The 19,691-nt window shown below is 68.3% G+C and carries 17 protein-coding genes; 5 read left to right on the forward strand and 12 right to left on the reverse strand.

Annotated features, from left to right (window positions below):
• Positions 1 to 173: 173 nt before the first annotated feature.
• The 6 genes from ACFYWY_RS18915 to ACFYWY_RS18940 form a co-directional block, all read right to left on the reverse strand.
• Entirely contained in the window at positions 174 to 1,058 is an 885-nt protein-coding gene (locus tag ACFYWY_RS18915) for a prohibitin family protein (RefSeq protein WP_389187503.1), read from the reverse strand.
• Between the two features lie 146 nt (positions 1,059 to 1,204).
• The gene (locus ACFYWY_RS18920; RefSeq protein ID WP_389187506.1) at positions 1,205 to 2,035 is read right to left on the reverse strand and encodes an MBL fold metallo-hydrolase; all 831 of its coding nucleotides are present in this window, start codon (positions 2,033 to 2,035) and stop codon (positions 1,205 to 1,207) included.
• A 40-nt stretch (positions 2,036 to 2,075) separates the two neighbouring features.
• Positions 2,076 to 3,044 (reverse strand): NUDIX hydrolase, encoded by a 969-nt coding sequence (locus ACFYWY_RS18925; RefSeq protein ID WP_389187509.1) that lies wholly within the window; start codon positions 3,042 to 3,044, stop codon positions 2,076 to 2,078.
• 70 nt (positions 3,045 to 3,114) lie between these two features.
• Positions 3,115 to 6,054 (reverse strand): PQQ-dependent sugar dehydrogenase, encoded by a 2,940-nt coding sequence (locus ACFYWY_RS18930; RefSeq protein ID WP_389187512.1) that lies wholly within the window; start codon positions 6,052 to 6,054, stop codon positions 3,115 to 3,117.
• Between the two features lie 366 nt (positions 6,055 to 6,420).
• Entirely contained in the window at positions 6,421 to 6,891 is a 471-nt protein-coding gene (locus ACFYWY_RS18935) for a RidA family protein (RefSeq protein WP_389187515.1), read from the reverse strand.
• Between the two features lie 91 nt (positions 6,892 to 6,982).
• Positions 6,983 to 7,144 carry a DUF4177 domain-containing protein gene (locus ACFYWY_RS18940; RefSeq protein ID WP_307661985.1) on the reverse strand — a complete coding sequence of 54 codons (162 nt, stop codon included), beginning with the start codon at positions 7,142 to 7,144 and terminating at the stop codon, positions 6,983 to 6,985.
• Between the two features lie 96 nt (positions 7,145 to 7,240).
• Here ACFYWY_RS18940 and ACFYWY_RS18945 point away from each other — a divergent pair, with 96 nt between their 5' ends.
• Both ACFYWY_RS18945 and ACFYWY_RS18950 read left to right on the forward strand, forming a co-directional pair.
• A complete protein-coding gene (locus tag ACFYWY_RS18945; protein ID WP_389187519.1) occupies positions 7,241 to 8,200 on the forward strand; it encodes an ArsA family ATPase in 960 nt (319 codons plus the stop codon).
• A complete protein-coding gene (locus ACFYWY_RS18950) occupies positions 8,197 to 9,519 on the forward strand; it encodes an ArsA family ATPase (RefSeq protein WP_389187522.1) in 1,323 nt (440 codons plus the stop codon). Before ACFYWY_RS18945 ends, ACFYWY_RS18950 begins: the two co-directional genes overlap by 4 nt.
• 14 nt (positions 9,520 to 9,533) lie before the next feature.
• On the opposite strand, the gene ACFYWY_RS18955 is transcribed toward ACFYWY_RS18950, so the two are convergent.
• Positions 9,534 to 9,878 carry a WhiB family transcriptional regulator gene (locus ACFYWY_RS18955; RefSeq protein WP_177149633.1) on the reverse strand — a complete coding sequence of 115 codons (345 nt, stop codon included), beginning with the start codon at positions 9,876 to 9,878 and terminating at the stop codon, positions 9,534 to 9,536.
• 394 nt (positions 9,879 to 10,272) lie between these two features.
• Between ACFYWY_RS18955 and ACFYWY_RS18960 the strand changes: the two genes are divergently transcribed.
• A complete protein-coding gene (locus tag ACFYWY_RS18960) occupies positions 10,273 to 12,510 on the forward strand; it encodes a transglycosylase domain-containing protein (protein ID WP_389187525.1) in 2,238 nt (745 codons plus the stop codon).
• Positions 12,511 to 12,632: 122 nt separating this feature from the next.
• Here the strand turns inward: ACFYWY_RS18960 and ACFYWY_RS18965 are convergent, their stop codons facing one another.
• Complete coding sequence (locus ACFYWY_RS18965) at positions 12,633 to 13,097, reverse strand: GatB/YqeY domain-containing protein (RefSeq protein ID WP_389187528.1); 465 nt, start codon at positions 13,095 to 13,097, stop codon at positions 12,633 to 12,635.
• Between the two features lie 22 nt (positions 13,098 to 13,119).
• Here ACFYWY_RS18965 and ACFYWY_RS18970 point away from each other — a divergent pair, with 22 nt between their 5' ends.
• Positions 13,120 to 14,622 carry a recombinase family protein gene (locus ACFYWY_RS18970; RefSeq protein ID WP_389187532.1) on the forward strand — a complete coding sequence of 501 codons (1,503 nt, stop codon included), beginning with the start codon at positions 13,120 to 13,122 and terminating at the stop codon, positions 14,620 to 14,622.
• 196 nt (positions 14,623 to 14,818) lie between these two features.
• Here ACFYWY_RS18970 and ACFYWY_RS18975 read toward each other — a convergent pair whose 3' ends face one another.
• From ACFYWY_RS18975 to ACFYWY_RS18990, 4 genes are all read right to left on the reverse strand, one after another.
• Positions 14,819 to 16,240, reverse strand: coding sequence for a replication initiator (locus tag ACFYWY_RS18975; protein WP_389187535.1), 1,422 nt, complete (start codon positions 16,238 to 16,240; stop codon positions 14,819 to 14,821).
• A gap of 270 nt (positions 16,241 to 16,510) precedes the next feature.
• A complete protein-coding gene (locus ACFYWY_RS18980) occupies positions 16,511 to 16,705 on the reverse strand; it encodes a hypothetical protein (RefSeq protein WP_389187538.1) in 195 nt (64 codons plus the stop codon).
• Positions 16,705 to 18,006, reverse strand: a complete 1,302-nt coding sequence (locus tag ACFYWY_RS18985; protein WP_389188012.1) for an FtsK/SpoIIIE domain-containing protein — start codon at positions 18,004 to 18,006, stop codon at positions 16,705 to 16,707. The genes ACFYWY_RS18980 and ACFYWY_RS18985 overlap by 1 nt, the downstream gene beginning before the upstream one ends.
• Positions 18,006 to 18,368, reverse strand: a complete 363-nt coding sequence (locus tag ACFYWY_RS18990) for a hypothetical protein (protein ID WP_389187541.1) — start codon at positions 18,366 to 18,368, stop codon at positions 18,006 to 18,008. Before ACFYWY_RS18990 ends, ACFYWY_RS18985 begins: the two co-directional genes overlap by 1 nt.
• Before the next feature lie 184 nt (positions 18,369 to 18,552).
• Between ACFYWY_RS18990 and ACFYWY_RS18995 the strand changes: the two genes are divergently transcribed.
• Positions 18,553 to 19,329, forward strand: a complete 777-nt coding sequence (locus ACFYWY_RS18995; RefSeq protein ID WP_389187544.1) for a GntR family transcriptional regulator — start codon at positions 18,553 to 18,555, stop codon at positions 19,327 to 19,329.
• The last annotated feature ends 362 nt before the right edge of the window (positions 19,330 to 19,691 follow it).

The following is a 19,691-nucleotide window of genomic DNA, read 5'->3' on the forward strand; positions in this document are numbered from 1 at the left end:
ACGCTCGGCTGGGAGACCCCAGCCGAGCGCCTGCACAAACTGCTCGCGGCCTGATCAAACCGACCACGTGTTGCGACAATCCCTAGAAACCGCCCGACCGGGGCGACCCTTTCGCGTGCGTACAGGCACGTACGCAGTACGTCAGTCCTTCGAGCCGTCAGTTCTTCAAGCCGTCAGTTCTTCGAGCCGTCGACGATCAGCGGGTTCCCGCTGCCGCCGCCGCACGGCACCGCGTACACCGGGTGCTTCGCCGCGGCCTCCTTGAAGGCGTCGATGCACTGGTTGGTGAGCACCTTGTCGGTGAGCGACTCGTTGAGGATCTTGTTGGCCTTGGCGATGCCCTCGGCCTCGATCCTGCGGCGCTCGGCCTCGGCCTTCGCGGTGCGCGCCGCCTCCGTTGCCCGCTCCGTCGCCTGCTGCTGCTGGATCTTGCGGTCGATCTGGTCCTGCAGCCGGTCGGACGGCTTCACATTGCGCAGGTTGACGGTGGTGACGTCGATGCCGCGCGGGGCCAGCCGCTCCTTGATCAGGTCGGCTATCTCGGTGTTGATCTTCTCGCGGGCCGAGGTGTAGCCCTCTTCGCTGGTGTGGCGGGCGAAGACGTTACGGATGATCTCGCGGCTGTCCGGGAAGACCAGCCGCTGCTGGATTGCGCCTTCGCTGCCGGCGAGCTTGTAGAGCTCGATGGCCTTGGCCGGGGTCACCGCCCACTTCACGGTGAGCTCCACGTACATCACGCCGCCCTGCGAGGAGCGCACCTCGACCACGTCCTTGTCGGAGAGGTTGAGGTCCACCGGGCGGGTGGAGAACGTGGTGACGGTCGTGAACGGTGAGGTGAGGTTCACCCCGGGGTTCATGGGCGCGCCGACCTTGCCGAAGGTGACCGGGACGCCGACCTCGTAGGCGCTGACGATGTGCACACAGCTGGAGATCCCGGCAAACAGGCCGGCGATCAGCGCGCCGAGGGCGCCGAGCTTGAGGCCCCGGCGCTCGCTGCCGCGAGCGGCGAAAAACATCACGGCTGCGGCGATGACGAGCAGGATGAACAGGACAAACACGTGGTTCCCCCCAGGAACGGATGCCAGAAGTAAGCGGAGCGTAAAACATTGGGCAAGCCATCCGACGCTGGGGACCCGGCGGCGGTTTCAAATCACGGCCCGGCGGTTTCAGATCAGGCGCGGCGGTCAGATCAGGCGCGGCGATTTCAGATCAGGCCGTGCTCGCGCAGGTACTCCAGCTGCGCCCGCACCGACAGCTCGGCCGCAGGCCACAGCGACCTGTCCACGTCCGAGTACACATGGGCCACCACGTCCGCCGGCGTGACATGACCCGCCTCGACCGCGGTCTCCACCTGGGCGAGCCGACTGGCCCGGTGCGCCAGATAGAACTCGACCGCGCCCTGTGCGTCGTCGAGTACGGGCCCGTGGCCCGGCAGCACCGTGCACACCCCGTCGTCGACGGTCAGCGAGCGCAGTCTGCGCAGCGAGTCGAGGTAGTCGCCGAGCCGCCCGTCCGGGTGCGCGACCATCGTCGTGCCGCGCCCCAGGATCGTGTCGCCGGTCAGCACCGCCCGGTCGGCAGGGAGATGGAAGCAGAGCGAGTCGGCAGTGTGGCCGGGGGTGGGGACCACGCGCATCTCCAGCCCGCCGACACGGATCGCCTCACCAGCCGCGAGCCCCTCGTCGCCCAGCCGCAGCGCCGGATCGAGGGCGCGGACCGGCGTACGCGTCAGCTCGGCGAAACGCCCGGCGCCCTCGGCGTGGTCGGAGTGTCCGTGGGTGAGAAGGGTCAGGGCGACCCGCTTGCCCGCCTTCTCGGCGGTGGCGATGACGGCCTGGAGGTGTATGTCGTCGAGGGGCCCGGGGTCGATGACGACGGCGAGCTCGGAATCCGGCTCGGAGACGATCCAGGTGTTGGTGCCGTCGAGGGTCATCGCGGAGGCGTTGGGCGCGAGGACGTTGACGGCGCGTGGGGTGGCGGGCCCGGAGAGCACGCCACCACGGGGCTGCCCGGGCAGGGCTCCGGCGTCGGTCATCGCACACCTCCGAGGTGGCGGCGGGGCGCGGCGGCTTGCGTCATCGCTCGCCCTCCGCCGTGATGCCGCCCGTCGTACCTGTCGCGCCCGTCGTACCTGTCGCGCCCGCCGAGCCTGTCGCGTCCGCCGAGCCTGTCGCGCCCGTCGCCGTCGCCCCCGTCGGCACGTGCTTGGTGAATTCGTCGTGGCCCGGCCAGCTCAGCACCAGCTCCTCGCCCTCCAGCCGCGCCTTCGCCAGTACGGGAGTGAGATCCTGCTCCCCCGCCGCCGCCAGCGCCTGGGCCGCCGTTCCGTACGGCTGCAGCGCCCTCAGCGTCGAGACCGTCGGCGGCATCATCAGCAGATCGCCCTTGTCGTAGCCGGCCGCCGCGTCCGCCGGGCGGATCCAGACCGTGCGGTCCGCCTCCGTCGAGGCGTTCCGCGTCCGCTGTCCCTCCGGCAGCGCGGCCACGAAGAACCACGTGTCGTAGCGGCGCGGCTCGAACTCCGGGGTGATCCAGCGCGCCCACGCGCCCAGCAGGTCCGATCGCAGCACCAGGCCGCGCCGGTCCAGGAAGTCCGCGAAGGAGAGGTCCCGGTCGACCAGCGCCTTGCGGTCGGCCTCCCAGTCGTCGCCCGTCGTGTCGCCGACGACCGTGCCGGGCGTGAGGCCCGCGAGCAGGACGCCCGCTTCCTCGTACGTCTCCCTGACCGCAGCGCACACAATGGCCTGGGCCTCGGCCGGAGCGGTTCCCAGCAGGGCCGCCCAGTCGTCCAGTGAGGGGCCCGCCCACCGCACCAGATGGTCGTCGTCGCGCGGGTCGACGCCGCCGCCCGGATATGCGTACGCGCCTCCGGCGAAAGCCATGGAGGCGCGTCGGCGCAGCATGTGGACGGCCGGGCCCTCCGGCGTGTCGCGCAGCAGCATCACGGTCGCGGCCCGCTTCGGCGGCACGGCGGTGAGCTCACCGCTCGCGAGTGCGCGAATCCGGTCCGGCCACTCCGGTGGGTACCACTGACCATTGGACATGGACGGATGCTATGCGCATCTGTCGGGATGTTCGAGGGGCGGCCGGGTACGCCGCCCCTCGAACCGTCCGTCACGTACCGGCGTTGGAGTTGCCGCGCAGCTTCACGTTCGCGGTGCTCGCGTTCTTGATCGCCGTTTCGATCTGGGCCATGGACGAGCCCGAGGTGAGCCCCGGCACGGTCGCCGCGTTCACTGCGTACAGCGTGAAGGTGTACGGGTGCGTGGAGCCGCCCGGGCAGGGTCCGAAGAACTTCTGCGAGTTGGCCCCGCTGCCCATGGCCTTCTGTTTCGCGCCGTCCTGGCCCGGGACGTTGAAGCCCGACCCGAGACCCTCCGGCAGGGAGAGGTTCGCCGCCGGGATGTCCCAGATCGCCCAGTGCAGCTTGTTGCCGCCGCTCGCGACGTCGGCGAAGACGACCGCATAGCTCCTCGCCCCGGCACTTCCCGCGCCCCAGGCCAGCGGCGGCGACGGATCCTGACCCGCCGTGCCGTCACCGGCGCAGGTGTACCTGGCCGGGATGGTGGCGTTGTCGTTGAAGGCGCTGCTGGTCAGCTTGAAGTCGCCGGGCTGCGGATTGCCGCCCGAGTAGACGATGTCGATCAAGAGGATCCGGTCGTTGCCGTTCGTGCCGTCCTTGTCGGTCGACGTGGTGAGCCAGATGTCGCCGTCGTGGTCGACCTCGACCGTGCGCAGCCGGTCGTACGTCCCCTGGAAGTACGTCTTCTGCTCGACCAGGTTGCTGCTGGAGTCGATGCGCAGCCGGTAGACGCGCTCGCCCCTCGTCGTCGCGACGAAGACATGGTCGTTGATGATCGTCAGGCCGCTGGGTGAGGCCGAGGCGGTCGACCAGGTCTTCTTCGGCGCGATGTAGCCGGAGCAGTCACCGGCCGTGCCCTCGCAGTTGGGCCAGCCGTAGTTGCCGCCCTTCTGGATGAGGTTGACCTCGTCCATGTTGCTGTTGCCGAACTCCGCCTGCCACAGCCTGCCCTTGGAGTCGAAGTCGAGCCCCTGCGGGTTGCGGTGACCGAGCGACCAGACAGCGTTGCCGAACGGGTTGTCCGACGGGATGGAGCCGTCCTGGTTGATGCGGAGGATCTTGCCGTTGAGGGAGTTCTTGTCCTGCGCCTGGCTGCTGCTCTGGGCGTCACCCATGGATGCGTACAGCTTGCCGTCGGGGCCGAAGCGCAGCCGCCCGCCATTGTGGAAGCGGCTCTTCTCCATGCCGTCGAGCAGGACCGTGTACCCGCTCAGAGCGTTGTTCTCCAGTTTCATCCGCGCGAGGCGGTTGCCGTCCGAGGAGGTGTGCAGGAAGTACAGATAGTGGTCGGTGTTGAAGTTCGGGCTGATCTCGATGCCCATCAGGCCGCCCTCGCCGCCCGTGGTCTGGGAGTTGGGCACCTTGCCGAGGAGGGTCTTCTGGCCCGCCTTGGTGAGCTTGTAGACGTTGAAGGTGTTCCGCTCGGTGTAGACGCCGGTGCCGTCGGGCAGGAAGCCGAGTCCCCAGCCGACGTCCACGCCGCTCGCGAGGGTCGAGACATTGCCGGGGTCCGGGACACCGCCCGGCTGGCTGCCGCCGGTGGTGACAGTGATCTCCGGGCTGAAGTCGGACTTGTTGCCCTTCAGATCGAAGGCCCTGATCTTGAACTTGTACGCGGTGCCGGCCTTCAGGCCCGCGATGGTCGTCGAGGTGGAATCGGCTGTTCCGGCGGCCGCGCCGTCGCGGTGGATCTCGTAACCGGTGACCTTCACATTGTCCGTGGAGGCGTTCCAGGCGAGGTCGACACTGGTCGCGGTCTTGCCGGTGGAGCGCAGGCTGCCCGGTACGCTCGGCGGCTCGTTGTCCGGCGGGGCGGGCAGCGTGGCGATGGTGACGGCGTTGCTCGCGGCCGAGACATTGGCCGCCGCGTCACGGGCGAAGACGGTCCAGTCGTACGAGGTCTCCGGGCTCAGGTTGTCCACCGTCGCTGCGAGCGTGTTCCCGTCGACCTGCTTCATCAGCTGGCCGTGCTGGTAGATGTCGTAGCCGGTGACCTTGACGTTGTCGGTGGACGCGTCCCAGGCCAGCGAAACGGTGGACGCCGTCGGCTCCTTGTCCTTGCGCAGGTTCCCGGGCGGCGTCGGCTTCTCGGTGTCGGCCGGGCCGCTCGCCGTCACCGTGAGTTTGTCCAGGTTCGGGCCGTCGCCCGCTGCCGTGGTGGCGCGGATCTTGTTGGCGCCCGCCTTGAGGGTCGCGTTGGCGGTCGCCGTCTTCCAGGTGGTCCAGGCACCGGTGCCGGGGAAGGCGAGATCGTCGGCGACCGAAGTGCCGTTCACGGTGATGTCCAGCGGGCGGTTGGCGGTGGTGCCGTTGGCGTAGCGGAAGTCCAGCTTGGCGGCCGCGGCCTGCGCGGAGTCGACGCTGAACTCCACATACGCACCCGTCACGGCCTGGAAGTTGACGAAGCCGCTGCCGGAGTGGCCGGCGTGGTTGGACTCGACGGCGCCCTGGGAGACCGTCCCGGACTCGGCCTCGTAGTCCGTGCCTGCCTGGCCGTCGGCGGGTGTGACGTCGATGAAGTCGAGGTTGGGGCCGCCCTCGGCGGCCGTGGCGGTGGCCCGGACGGTGTTGGCGCCGGCCTTGAGCGTGACCGTGGTGGTGACCGAGGACCAGGTGGTCCAGGCGCCTGTGGGCTGGAATGCCACGTTTCCGGCGGCGGCTCCGTTGACGGCGATGTCCAGCGGGCGGTTCCCCGTGGTGCCGTTGGCGAAGCCGAGCGCCAGGGTGGCGCTGCCCGCCGCCGGGGCGTTGACGGTGAACTCCACATAGCCGCCGGCGACATTGGTGTAGTTGACGAAACCGGTGCCGGAGAAGCCGGTGTGGTTGGACTCGGCGGCGCCCTGCGAGATGGTCGCCGCTTCGGCTTCGTAGCGGACGGGTGCGGCCTCGACGGCGCCTGCCTTTGCGGAGGCCTTCGAGGATGCTTTTGCGGGGGCGGCGGGCTGGGCGTTGCTCAGGGTCGGTAAGGCCACGGATAACGCTGCGGTGGCCGCAGCCACGAGAACGCCGATCGCTCTGGGCGACCGACGGGGGATTGATGCCACGGATCCCTCCCACTTTCGTTGGGGGACGAGGGAGATGGAGACGTACGGCGTTCAGGCATTCTGGATTCGTTCTGGCGTTCAGATGGTTAGGAAACGTTCCTAACCATGGACAGATCACACCAGCCGACGCGTCCACGTCAAGAGAGATGCAGGGGATTGCCGCAGACGAAAAAGCCCCGCGCCCGCCGGAGAATCGGCAGGCACGGGGCCATCTGCAGGCTGACCGGCGGTTCAGTCCGGGTTCAGCCCTGGGGTTCAGTCCCGAGGCTCAGCCCTGGGGTTCAGTACCCAGCTTCAGTCCTGGACGAGCTCCACCTGGATCTCGATCTCGATCGGAGAGTCCAGCGGCAGCACCGCGACGCCCACCGCACTGCGCGCGTGCACACCCTTGTCGCCGAACACCGCACCCAGCAGCTCGCTCGCGCCGTTGATCACGGCGGGTTGGCCGGTGAAGTCCGCGGCAGAGGCGACGAAGCCGACGACCTTCACGACCCGCGCGACCCGGTCGAGATCGCCGACGACCGACTTCACGGCGGCCAGCGCGTTCAGCGCACAGGTGCGGGCGAGCTCCTTGGCCTCCTCCGGGGTGACCTCACCGCCCACCTTGCCGGTGACCGGAAGCTTGCCCTCCACCATCGGGAGCTGGCCCGCGGTGTAGACGTACACACCCGAGATCACAGCCGGCTGGTACGCGGCCAGCGGCGGCACGACCTCCGGCAGCGTCAGCCCGAGCTCGGCGAGCTTCGCGTCGACAACGCCGCTCATGCCCCTACCCTTTCGATCGCGTCTCCGCCCACGCGGCGCAGAGATACAGGCATCGTGTTCGACGGCGGCCCGGCAGCCGCGCGCGCGTCGCTCACGGGGTCTTCTCCCGCTTCAAGTACGCCACGAGCTGCTCGGGGTTGTTCGGCCCGGGGACGACCTGGACGAGCTCCCAGCCGTCCTCGCCCCAGGTGTCCAGAATCTGCTTGGTCGCGTGCACGAGAAGGGGCACGGTCGCGTATTCCCACTTGGTCATGGATCCGACTGTAGCCGCACCGAAGGGCAGCCTCGTGACGCAGCCCGCAGGCAGCCTCGTGCGTAGGCGGCGGCCCGACTGGTTAGGCTCGAATACGTGAGCAGGTTCCAGGTCGTCAGCGGCAAGGGCGGTACCGGTAAAACGACGGTCGCCGCCGCCCTCGCGCTCGCCCTCGCAACCGAGGGGAAGCGGACTCTCCTCGTCGAGGTCGAGGGCAGACAGGGCATCGCGCAGCTCTTCGAGACAGAGGCGCTTCCGTACGAGGAGCGGAAAATCGCCGTCTCGTCCGGCGGCGGCGAGGTGTTCGCGCTGGCCATCGACGCCGAGCGCGCGCTCCTCGACTATCTCCAGATGTTCTACAAGCTGGGCAGTGCCGGCCGTGCCCTCAAGAAGCTCGGCGCGATCGACTTCGCGACGACCGTCGCGCCCGGCGTCCGCGACGTGCTGCTGACCGGCAAGGCCTGCGAAGCCGTACGCCGCAAGACCAAGCAGGGGACATTCGCGTACGACTACGTGGTGATGGACGCGCCGCCCACCGGCCGCATCACCCGCTTCCTGAACGTGAACGACGAGGTGGCGGGCCTGGCCAAGTTCGGCCCGATACACAATCAGGCCCAGGCCGTGATGCGCGTCCTCAAGTCCCCCCAGACGGCCGTCCATCTGGTGACGCTGCTCGAGGAGATGCCGGTCCAGGAGACCGCGGACGGCGTCGCCGAGCTGCGCGCCGCCGACCTTCCCGTCGGCAAGGTGATCGTGAACATGGTGCGTCCGCACATCCTCGACGAGGGGGCGGTGCGCAGTGCGGCGAGCGACCGGCGCGACATCGCCAAGGCGCTCACGACGGCGGGCGTCAGCGGCTCGGCGAAGCTCGTCACACCGCTCCTGGAGCAGGCCGCCGACCACGCCCAGCGTGTCGAGCTGGAGCGCGAGCAGCGCGCGGCACTGTCCGGACTCGACCTGCCTGCGTACGAACTCCCCCTGATGAGCGAGGGAGTCGACCTGGCCGGGCTCTACCAACTGGCGAAGGAACTGCGAAAGCAAGGGACCGGCACATGACCCTGGACGCGTCGGCCGCTCTCGAGGTCGATCCGCTGATCGACGACCCCGCCACCCGCATCATCGTGTGCTGCGGCGCGGGCGGCGTCGGCAAGACGACAACCGCCGCGGCTCTCGGCGTACGGGCGGCTGAACGCGGACGCAAGGTCGTCGTCCTCACCATCGACCCGGCCCGCAGGCTCGCCCAGTCCATGGGCATCGACTCCCTCGACAACACCCCGCGCCGGGTCAAGGGCATCGAGGGCGACGGCGAACTGCACGCCATGATGCTCGACATGAAGCGGACCTTCGACGAGATCGTCGAGGCGCACGCGGACGGCGAGCGGGCCCGCGCGATACTGGAGAACCCCTTCTACCAGTCCCTGTCGGCCGGTTTCGCGGGCACGCAGGAGTACATGGCGATGGAGAAGCTGGGCCAGCTGCGCGCCCGCGACGAGTGGGACCTGATCGTCGTCGACACCCCGCCGTCGCGCTCCGCGCTGGACTTCCTGGACGCGCCCAAGCGCCTGGGGTCGTTCCTCGACGGGAAGTTCATCAAGCTGCTGATGGCCCCGGCGAAGATGGGCGGCCGGGCGGGGATGAAGTTTCTCAATGTCGGCATGTCGATGATGACCGGCACCCTCGGCAAGCTGCTCGGCGGTCAACTCCTGCGCGACGTACAGACCTTCGTGGCCGCGATGGACACCATGTTCGGCGGCTTCCGCACCCGGGCCGACGCCACCTACCGGCTGCTGCAGGCACCCGGCACGGCGTTCCTGGTGGTCGCGGCGCCGGAGCGGGACGCGCTGCGGGAGGCGGCGTACTTCGTGGAACGGCTGGCGGCGGAGGAGATGCCGCTGGCCGGCCTGGTCCTCAACCGGGTCCATGGCAGCGGCGCCACCCGGCTGTCGGCCGAGCGGGCGCTTGCCGCCGCGGAAAATCTTGACGAAGGCGGCATTGTGGATCAGAGGCCCGGGAAGGCTGGTGTGCGTGACGCCACGGCCGCCTCTCCCGAATCCCCGTCCGTGACCCACACCGAGGCCGTGGCTCGCACCGAGGCCGTGGCTCGCACCGAGGCCGTGGATCAGACATCCGTGGATCACACCGCCATGGATCCCACCACAGAACAGCTGACGGCGGGTCTGCTGCGCCTGCACGCCGAACGGATGCAGGTGCTCGCGCGTGAACAGCGAACGCGCGACCGCTTCACCGCGCTCCACCCCGAAGTGGCGGTGGCCCAAGTGCCCGCGCTGCCCGGCGACGTACACGACCTCGCCGGCCTGCGGGCCATCGGTGATCGACTCGCGACCGGTGGTCAGACCCCGGCCGGAGCTGCGTAGAACAACAGCAGGGGCTAGCCCACCGCTGCGTACGTCTCGTATGTCTCGTCGTCGTCGAGGCCCACGGGCAGGATGCCCGCGCTGCGCTCGTACTCCGTGCGCGCGGTCTCAAGCAGTCTGCGCCACGAGGTGACCGTGGGACGCCTGCGCAGCAGTGCGCGCCGCTCCCGCTCAGTCATACCCCCCCACACGCCGAACTCGACGCGGTTGTCGAGCGCATCGGCAAGGCACTCGGTCCGCACCGGGCAACCGGTGCACACCGCCTTTGCCCTGTTCTGCGCTGCCCCTTGTACGAACAGTTCATCCGGATCGGTAGTGCGGCAGGCTGCCTGCGCACTCCAGTCGGTTACCCAGCCCATGCCGGCGCCGTCCTCTCCCGAATCGAGGCTCCCCCACGGCGGCAGCGGCATATTCACCGCTGCCAGTTGAGGACGTTACGGAAGGTGGGCACAGCGCAACACCCCCTTCGGGCCCAATCTTGAATGGCCCGAACGGACTATGCGTACGCGGCAGATCACCCAGGGGAGTGAGCTGGGGGCATACACGACTATCCCGACAAAGCGGGGCAATTCAGTTGGGTCACAACGGACGTCGAACGACGCATGAGGCGGATTCGGACAAGGGTCCGCCAGATTCAGGTACAGCGGGAGTGGTGGGGGGCCTTGATGCGAAACCGCACAGCTGTGACAGTTGAGAGCAGCTTAGGCCAAGGCCTATACGCGTGTCCGGCGAATGAGAACGTAGGCTGCCCTCATGCCAAAGAAGCGCTCGGGCGGAGGTCTGACAGGGACCCAGCAGGCCGCCAAGTTCCTCGGTGTCAGTGTGCTCTCCGGAGCGGTGCTGGCAGGCATCGCCCTGCCCGCCGCCGGTGCGCTGGGACTCGCGGCCAAGGGAACGGTCGAGGGATTCGACGAGATCCCCGCCAACCTCAAGACGCCCCCGCTGAGCCAGCGCACCACCATCCTGGACTCGAAGGGCGGCCAGATCGCCACGGTCTACTCCCGCGACCGCACGGTGGTGCCGCTCAAGGACGTCTCCCCGTACATGCAGAAGGCGATCGTCGCGATCGAGGACTCGCGCTTCTACGAGCACGGCGCGATCGACCTCAAGGGCGTCCTGCGCGCGCTGAACCGCAACGCCCAGACGGGCGGCGTCTCCCAGGGCGCCTCCACCCTCACCCAGCAGTATGTGAAGAACGTCTTCGTCGAGGAAGCCGGCGACAACCCGGACAAGGTCGCCCAGGCCATCCAGCAGACGCTCGGCCGCAAGATCCAGGAACTCAAGTTCGCGATCCAGGTCGAGGAAGAGCTGGGCAAGAAGAAGATCCTCGAGAACTACCTCAACATCACCTTCTTCGGGCAGCAGGCGTACGGCATCGAGGCGGCGTCCCAGCGCTACTTCTCCAAGTCGGCCAAGGACCTGAAGCTGGAGGAGGCGGCGATGCTCGCGGGCATCGTCCAGTCCCCCAGCCGCTACGACCCGGTCAATGACACCCAGGAAGCCACCAAGCGTCGCAACATCGTGCTGCAGCGAATGGCCGAGGTCCGCGACATCACGCAGGAGGAAGCCGACCGGGCGATGGCGACCCCGATCGGGCTGAAGGTCAGCAAGCCGAAGAACGGCTGCATCACGGCGGTCAACGGCGCGGGCTTCTTCTGCGACTACGTACGCGAGGTGTTCCTCTCCGACCCGGTCTTCGGGAAGACCCAGGAGGCCCGGGCCAAGGTCTGGAACCGGGGCGGTCTCACGATCAAGACGACGCTGGACCCGCAGGCACAGCGGTCGGCGCAGAAGTCGATCAGCAAGCACGTCTACCAGACGGACAATGTCGCCACCGCCATAACGATGGTCCAGCCCGGCACCGGCAAGATCCTGGCGATGGGCCAGTCCAGGCCGTACGGCTTCGGCAAGACCGAGACCCAGATAAACTATTCGGTCAACCAGGGCATGGGCGGCTCGAACTACGGCTTCCCGGTCGGCTCGACCTTCAAGCCGTTCGTCGCGTCGGCAGCCCTGGAACAGGGCAAGCCGCCGACGCAGGTGTATCCGGCGCCGTACCAGATGCCGTATCCGTCGTCGATCGGGACCTGCAGCGGAAAGCCGTGGGTCAACATCGGCGACAAGCAGCGCCTGGAGAACGAGAACAAGGCCGAGGTGGGTCCGTACGCTCTCAAGGAAGCGATGGAGAAGTCGGTCAACACCTACTTCGTGCAGATGATCGCCGAAATCGGTCTGTGCCCGGTCATGGAGATGACCCAGAAGCTCGGCGTGGTGCAGGGCAACGGCAAGAAGCTCCCCGAGGAGCCCTCCCCCCTGACCCTGGGCTCCACCGGCATCTCGCCACTGACCATGGCCAACGCGTACGCGACCTTCGCCAACCGCGGAATGTACTGCACCCCGACCGCCATCGAGTCCATCAGTACGGCCGACGGCAAGAGCCTCGAGGTGCCGGCTTCCACCTGCGGCAAGGCCATGAGCGATCGGACGGCCGACACCATCAACACGCTGCTGCGTGGAGTGATCGACTCCGGTACGGGCCAGCAGGCCGGTCTCCAGAGCCGTGACAACGCGGGCAAGACCGGTACGACGGACGGCCGGAGGAACGCCTGGTTCGTCGGCTACACCCCGAACCTGTCCGGGGCCGTCTGGGTCGGCAGCCCCAGCCAGCAGGTGAAGATGGAGAACATCACCATCGGCGGTCAGTACCACGCCAAGGTGTTCGGCGGTCAGGTCCCCGGACCGATCTGGAAGGACGCGATGACCGGTGCCCTGGACGGGCAGCCCGCTCCCGCGTTCAACAGCGTCGTGATCCCGGACCCGCCGAAGAAGGACGACAAGGGAAAGCCTGGCAGCAAGCCCGGCGACAACCGCGGCCAGACCAACGGCGGGCAGCAGCCGTGGCCCGGGATCTCGATCCCGCCGGACCTGATCGGCGGCGGGAACAACCGCGGCCAGGGGAACGGCGGCGGGAGCGGCGGCAACTGGCCGTAGGGCGGTTGCCGCGCGAAGGATCACGCGCGGACCACGAGAGAACCACGAGAGGGCCACGATGAGGGGGACCCGGCCGGTGGCCGGGTCCCCCTCATCTCGTAACTTCTGTCTCGCAACCTCCGTCAGCCGGCGAGGAGCTGCTTCACCACGGCGGCCACCCGACCGCCCTCGGCGCGCCCCGCCACCTTCGGGTTCACGATCTTCATGACGGCGCCCATGGCGCGCGGCCCCTCGGCGCCCGCGGCCTTCGCCTCCTCGACGGCCTGCGCGACGATCGCGCCGAGCTCGTCGTCGGTCAGCTGCTGCGGCAGGTACGCGTCGAGCAGCGCGCCCTCCGCCTGCTCCCGCTCGGCCTGCTCGGGACGGCCGCCCTGGGCGAAGGCCTCCGCGGCCTCGCGGCGCTTCTTCGCCTCCTTGGCGATCACCTTCTGCACCTCGTCGTCGGAGAGCTCGCGGGCCGTCTTGCCCGAGACCTCTTCCTTGGTGATCGCGGCGAGGGTCAACCGGAGCGTGGAGGAGCGCAGTTCGTCGCGCGCCCTGATCGCCGCGGTGAGGTCTTCATGCAGCTTGGACTTGAGCGTAGTCATAACTTCTTCATAGCCTTTTCTCATGGACCCGGTCAACGAGGATTCGCAGGTCAACAATGACTCGGAACGGCTCCGCAGGCTCGCCCGAATAGCCGGGGCACAGCGGGACAAGCGCAGTCGTACCGACTGGACAGGGGAACCGGCGGCGATCTACTGCCGGATATCGCACGTCAACGACGACGATCAAACCGGTGTCGACCGACAAGAGCGTATCTGCCGTGACATCGCGCAGCGTCTCGGTGTGACGGTCGATCAGCACATGGTCTTCGTGGACAACAACCGATCGGCGTGGCAGCGCAACCGGCAGCGGAAGGGGTGGGATGCCCTACTCGATGCCGCACGGTCCGGAGGCATCCGGCACATCCTGACTTACCACCCGGACCGGCTGATGAGGCAGCCGCGCGATCTTGAGGAGCTTCTCCAGATCGCGGACGACAACAGCATCAACCTGCACGGTCAGGCGAACCAACGGGATCTTGCCGACCCCGACGACCGGTTCTTTCTGCGCATCGAGGTGGCGCACGCTTGCAGGTCCAGCGACGACACCTCCCGACGACTCAAAGACGCACTGATCGACCGCGCCCAGGACGGCAAGCCGCACACCGGCAAGCGGCGATACGGCTACGACAAGAGCGGCACGGCCATCATTCCCGCAGAGGCCGAGATCGTGCGCGAGATTTTCTCGCGGTACCTCGACGGGGAGACGACCACAGGCATCGCTGTGGACCTCAACCAGCGAGGCGAGTCGACTGCCCTTGGCGGGGAGTGGAACACCTGGAACGTGCGGGCGATCTTGGACAGCCGCCATGTAGCGGGTATCCGCGTCTTTCGAGGTGAGGAGCTGGGTCAGGGGGAATGGCCGGCGATCATCCCTCGGGGCACATGGGACGAGGTGCAGGAGCGTCGGAGCTACCGCACCGCAGCGAACGCGGGCAAGTACGCCCCCAAGCATCCGTACATCCTCCGCGGGCTGGTGGTCTGCAAGGGGTGCGGGAACCGCATGGGCGGAAGCGGCGGCAAGTACATGTGCAACCGCGCTGCTCGTTCCGACTCACTGCGGTGCTACCGAACTGCCAGTAGCGCACCGCTGGAGAAGTTCGTGACCGACGCCGCGATCGACCTGCTGGAGCACCTTGACGTGACCGGCCAGGAAGAAGGCGCCGCACTTTCACCCGCGGATCAGGCAGCGATCGTCGCCGACCGGGAAGAGCTGGCCGAGCTCAAGGACATGTGGAACAGCCGCGAGCTGAAGACCCAGGAATACCGCGCCATGAAGAAGACGGTCGAGGAGCGCATCGCGAAAATCGAGCGCAAGCTGGTCGTCCGCCCGGCGGTCGAGGTTCTTCGGGGGCTGGTCGGGCCGAACGCCGAGAAGGGGTGGGCGGAGCTGGTGAAGGCCAAGGAGTACGACCGTATGAATGCCGTTCTGCGGTTCCTGTTCAACGCGGTGATCATCGCCGAGCCGAGCACGAAGGGGCGCTACTTCGACTTCGGTCGGGTGGAAATAGATCCGAACCCGCTCTGACGGTCTGTGAGGGGATGGACGATGGGGCCCGCGGTCAGGCGGGCCCCATAGTGCTATCTGGTCTGCTCGTCGCCGGGAGGTCTGAGTAAATGAGCCAGCCTGCGGGCGTTTTCCGGGCTGATCGTTCTCGGGAAGCGGGAGCAGACGCGTTCCAGATGTCGTGCTCGCTCCGCCGCTCTGTCACGTCGCTGTGCGCTCAGTTCCCCCGCCTCCTGCGCCGCTCCGCCTTGTGCTCTGCGGATGCGATCTCCCGGTTTCGGGCGAGGTCTTCGGCGATTCCGGCGGCGATGAGAGCCGCGCCGGGCGTGTGGCCGGAGCCGATGTAGCGCCAGTGCGCGTCGGTGGCCGTGCCGGGGTCGTGGGGCACATCGATGCCGACGGCGGTCCGCTCGTGCTCGGCGCGTTCGGCGCGCAGGCTGGCGTACGTGGTCGAGTAGGCGCGGGATTTGGTGAGGATGTGGCCCCGGAAGCCGAGGGCGTGAGCCCAGGCTCGAAGGCGCAGGGACTCGAACTCCTGGAGGCCGCCAAGACGCCAGCACGCGCGCATGAGAGATCGCACGTGCGAGGAGACGACCGCGGTCTCTATGTCGCCCGCGGAGGTCAATCGGTAGTCGGTGCCGGCGGCTGTGTCGGCCGCTCCCTTGGTGACGTACTTGGCTACATAGGCGGCGACCGCGGCATCTTCGGGTCCTTCCACGTCGCCGGAGGCACGCAGCGGCCGGGCGTCGAGTTGAACGCCCCACCGCAGGGCACGTTCCCCGATCGCCGGACTGTGGGAGCTGTGGACGGTGACAGCCTCCGCGGCAGCTCGCACGGCATCTGTGAGGGCGCCAACGGTTGCCCACGGCGGAGGCGGGTCGTTGGGACCGCTCGGGCCATCCAGGCGCACGACTGCGTGCACGTGGATGGCCGCCCGCCTTTGGTACTCGGCGACCTTGGCGAAGGACAGCCGGGCGTGCTCAGGGAATCGCGTCTGTACCAGCCCGGCGGACGAGGCCAGGACGCGGCGGACACCACGGGTGAACCGCGCCCATAGCTCCCCGGTATGGGCATGCCACAGGACGTGGCCCGCGTAGTCGTAGCAGTCGCGGCAGAGCGGCTGGCCGACGAGGGGATCTGCGGCCGTGTGACGGCCAGGGCAGCGAGTAGCGCGGCCGTGCTCGCAGCGCGCAGCCTCCCGACGCGGACGGCAGCGTTCTGTCTCGGCGGTGACGCGGTGCACTGGCCCGAAGCCGGGGGCAGTAAGCGTGATGAAGAGCCGGGGATGCTGCCGTACATCGGCCGGGACAGCCTTGCCACCTACGAGGCCGGCCCGCACCAAGTGGAAGGTGTCCCCCGCGTGGAGGCGGGAGCAGGGCGCACACACGGTGGCGCGCCGGTTGCGGCAGCGGACGAGCAGTCGTTCGCCAGGCTCTGCACTCGTGCCGTAGTGGTGCAAGATCTCGCCGCTGTACGTGTCCCGGACGGTCGTTGCGCCCGTGAGGTGGATGGGGTGAGCACAGCCGCCGGTCGCGGTGATCTGCTCCAACCAGCGGGCGAACTGGGAATCTTGCGCAAGGCGGATGACGTCTCGGTCGACTTCGGTGAGCTGACGCAGACGCGCCGCGCGGTCGAGCACGGCGCGCCTGTCAGCCGAGGTGATCTCGGCGGTGATGGTGGGGACCTCCCTTGTTGAGCCGCCGAGGCGGCACGGACGGATGCTGGGTGGGCTGTGTCCATGTCGATCTCTCCTGTCGGTCGGTGTCTTGGCTGTTCAGTTCAGGTCAGCGGATGGTTCCGGTGCCCCGGCAGCAGCGGCAGCGCCGCCGGTGTCCGGTCCGGGTTCTGCGGTAGCGCTCGCCCTTGCAGACAGGGCAGCGCACACGACGCATCGGCATAGGGCTCCCTGTCAGGTGCGGGTGAATCCGGAGAAGACCCAGGTCACGAGCGCATCCACGGTGAAGATCACCGGGGTCTGGCCGAGGTAGAGCCCAAACAGGCCGATCATGACCGCTTCCCACGCCTTCACGTCACGGGAGCGGACCAGGAGGACCGCGATGATCCCGAAGACCAGCGCGAAGGGAATCGCTGCTTCCTCAGCCATCAGCTCTCACCTCCGTTCAGCACTTCCAGGGAGCGGCTCAGGACCGACAGTTCGGGAGTCCGGTCCTTGTAGGCAGTGGCGGCCTTCTTGGCCTCTGCTGTGGTCGTGAGGTGAGAGCGGGCCCGCCCCCAGCCACCGTCGATGCCCGTGCAGACGGCCACACCACGCTCCTCAGTCGTGATCGACTGCGCCACGTCAACGGCGTCCGGGTTGAGGTCCCCCAGCGTCATCTCTGCCGTGCCCGCGTCGTTGACCCGGTGGCAGATCCGTCCAGCCAGTTGAGCCCGCAGAGCGGTGACCCCGGGGCCGAGATCAGAACCCACCCGCTGCCCGGCCACCACGAGATGGATGCCGAGTGCCGCGCCGAGTTGGGCCAGGCGCAGCAGGTAGGTGGAGCACTGTTCTGCTTCCGCCTTGCTCTGACGAGAGGCGTCCGCCAGATACAGCTCAGCAATCTCGTCGACGATCACGACCACAGGCACCGGTCGCTCGCCCTCGGACAGGTCCCAGATGGACCGGGCACCAGCCGCGCGGCAGACAGCCATCCGTGCCTGTGTCTCGACCACCAGCGCGCCCAGGATGGCCACCGCTTCAGTTCGACTGGTCGCCAGCGCGGACAGCCGACTGCCGAACAGCCCGAGTTCCATGCCCCCCTTGCAGTCGACGCCCACCAACGCCACGGGCTGCGGGGCGAGCTGGGTCACCAGCCGGGCGAGGAGAGTGGACTTGCCCGAGCGAGTCGCGCCAGTGATCAGCCAGTGCGGAACCTCGCGCAGGTTCATCACCCAGGCCCCGCCGGACTCCAGCGCTCCCAGCAGCGCGCAGAGCAGTTCAGCCGGCGCGGAGACAAGGCCAGGCCGCTCCAGCGGGTCCCGGGCGGTGGCAGTGATCAGCACGGTTCCTCGCTCGGGCGAGGTCACGCGCACCTCGTGGACACGCCAGGCGTGAAGCAGGGCGTCGGCCGCAGCGATGAACGGCCCCGGAGTCTGCCCCGGACGTAACCGCACCACCAGACTCAGGCCGGTGGGTGTGGCGCGGGGAAAGGAGATGCGAGGGGTGATCGGTCGCAGCGGCTCACCGCGCACCTCCAGGTCCCCGAAGACCCGACGTGCGGGCTTGCGTGCGACCGTGAGGCCATTGATCTCAGCAACCCTGCGCCAGGTGAAAAGCACGCGCACCGCAGTGGCCGGGTAGCCGGTGAGGTACCAGAACCACACCGGGTGCCGTTGTTTGAGCGCCGACCCGGCGACCAGCAGCCACGCCAGTGCGGCGAGTGCGAACGCGAGCAGGATGGGTCCCATCACACGCCACCCGCCTTACCGGCAGCGGCAGTTCCCGTCGCTCCTGCCGCCGGCACTGGCGTGATGGCAGCAGCGCGGAAGCTGATCCCGTGCCTGTCGCCCATCGCCCAGGCGAACGCCTCAAGTCCGGTTACGCGTACTTCCGTCCCCTCGGTGACGCCCTTCGGTTCGCTGGACACCGAGATTTCGATCACCGATACCCGGCGCCCTTCCTGCCGGACCATGACGGCCACGGTGTAGATCGTGTTGCCGTCACGGTCCTTCTTCACCTCCTTTGTCTCGAAGTTGCTGACCTTCGCCTCCGGGCCGACAGCGCACCGCAGTACGCCGAGCCGGGACGTGTCCACAGGTATGGACTGCATGGGTAGTTGGCCTCCTTGGCCACTCAGACGCCAGGGGTTTGACTGACGTCACTCGTACTGACGAGTGACAACCATGCATTGACTTGACGGCAGAACACAAGCACTTATGCTGACGAGTGACGTAACACGACGGGCGTCATCCGCCCGCAGCGACCCCGCGTCCACGAGCGGAAGGCCCACAGACATGGCAGGCATCGAGCGCCCCGGACCGCTGTACCAGCAGGTCGCCGCCGCCATCAGGCAAGGCATCGCGGACGGGGACTTCCCGCCGGGCGCTCCGCTCCCCTCGGAGTCTCAGCTGATTGAGCGCTACGAGGTCAGCCGCCCAACCGTGCGCAATGCCATCGCGGCGCTACGGTCCGAAGGGCTCATCGAAGTGCGGCACGGGAAAGGGAGTTTCGTGAAGGGCGCGCCGACGCCGCCGCTCACGATCGACCGGTCAATCACTCGCACCGGCAAGACCTACGCCCCCGATGCCACCCCGTGGGAACAGGCACAGGAACCGACCGTCTACCGGACCACGACCACCGACACCACTGGCCCGCTACTCGAACTCAGCGAAGGGGAAGCGCTCTTCGGCGTCGACCGTGTGCTGGTCCACCAGGTCACCCAGACCCGGGCCCTCCACCGCGTGCTGATCCCGTTCGCCACCGCAGAGAACGTGCCTGCCCTCGCCGAGGCCCCGGACACCGCGTTGGAGGATATCTACGCCGCCCTCGCGACCGCCGGCCACAAGCTCACCTGGTCCGAGACCGTACGCGCGCGCATGCCCCAGGCTGACGAGCGCAGCGCCCTGGAGCTCCCCGACGCCACTCCGGTCATTCACACGACGCGCATTACTCACGGCACCGACAACCAGCCCCTGCTCCTCGAAGAGTTGCGCACCAGCGGCAGTCAGGCCCAACTCTCCTACCGCATCACGGCCGACAGCCCCCGCACGCTCCGCGCCGTCCGCAGCTAACAGCCCCGGATCGGTCCAAACCTTCTGCACTTACTCAAGGCGGCTCGCTCCGCTCGCCGCGCGCTCCCCGGCTCACCGCCGGGGACGCCGCTCCTGTCTCCGCCCCGCTCCGTCCCCGGCTCCGCCGGTCGCGCGACTAGAGCGAGCCAACTTGGCTGAGGAGGAGAGGCCGGCTGTGGCTGGGGGTCGGCTCCACGGCTCTAGCCACCTCCCCGGTTCGGGTCCCGTGTCGAGCAAGACCAGGGGGCCACTCGGTCACATTGCGGGCAGGGGTGAAGCCTGCCCGAGTAGCTGGCAAGCGTACGGCCCCCTGATCATGCCCGACCCCAAACCGGGCAGGACACCGGCCAAACCCGCTCCGC

Source organism: Streptomyces sp. NPDC002870 (genome assembly GCF_042888505.1).
In the GTDB taxonomy this organism is placed as follows: Bacteria; Actinomycetota; Actinomycetes; order Streptomycetales; family Streptomycetaceae; genus Streptomyces.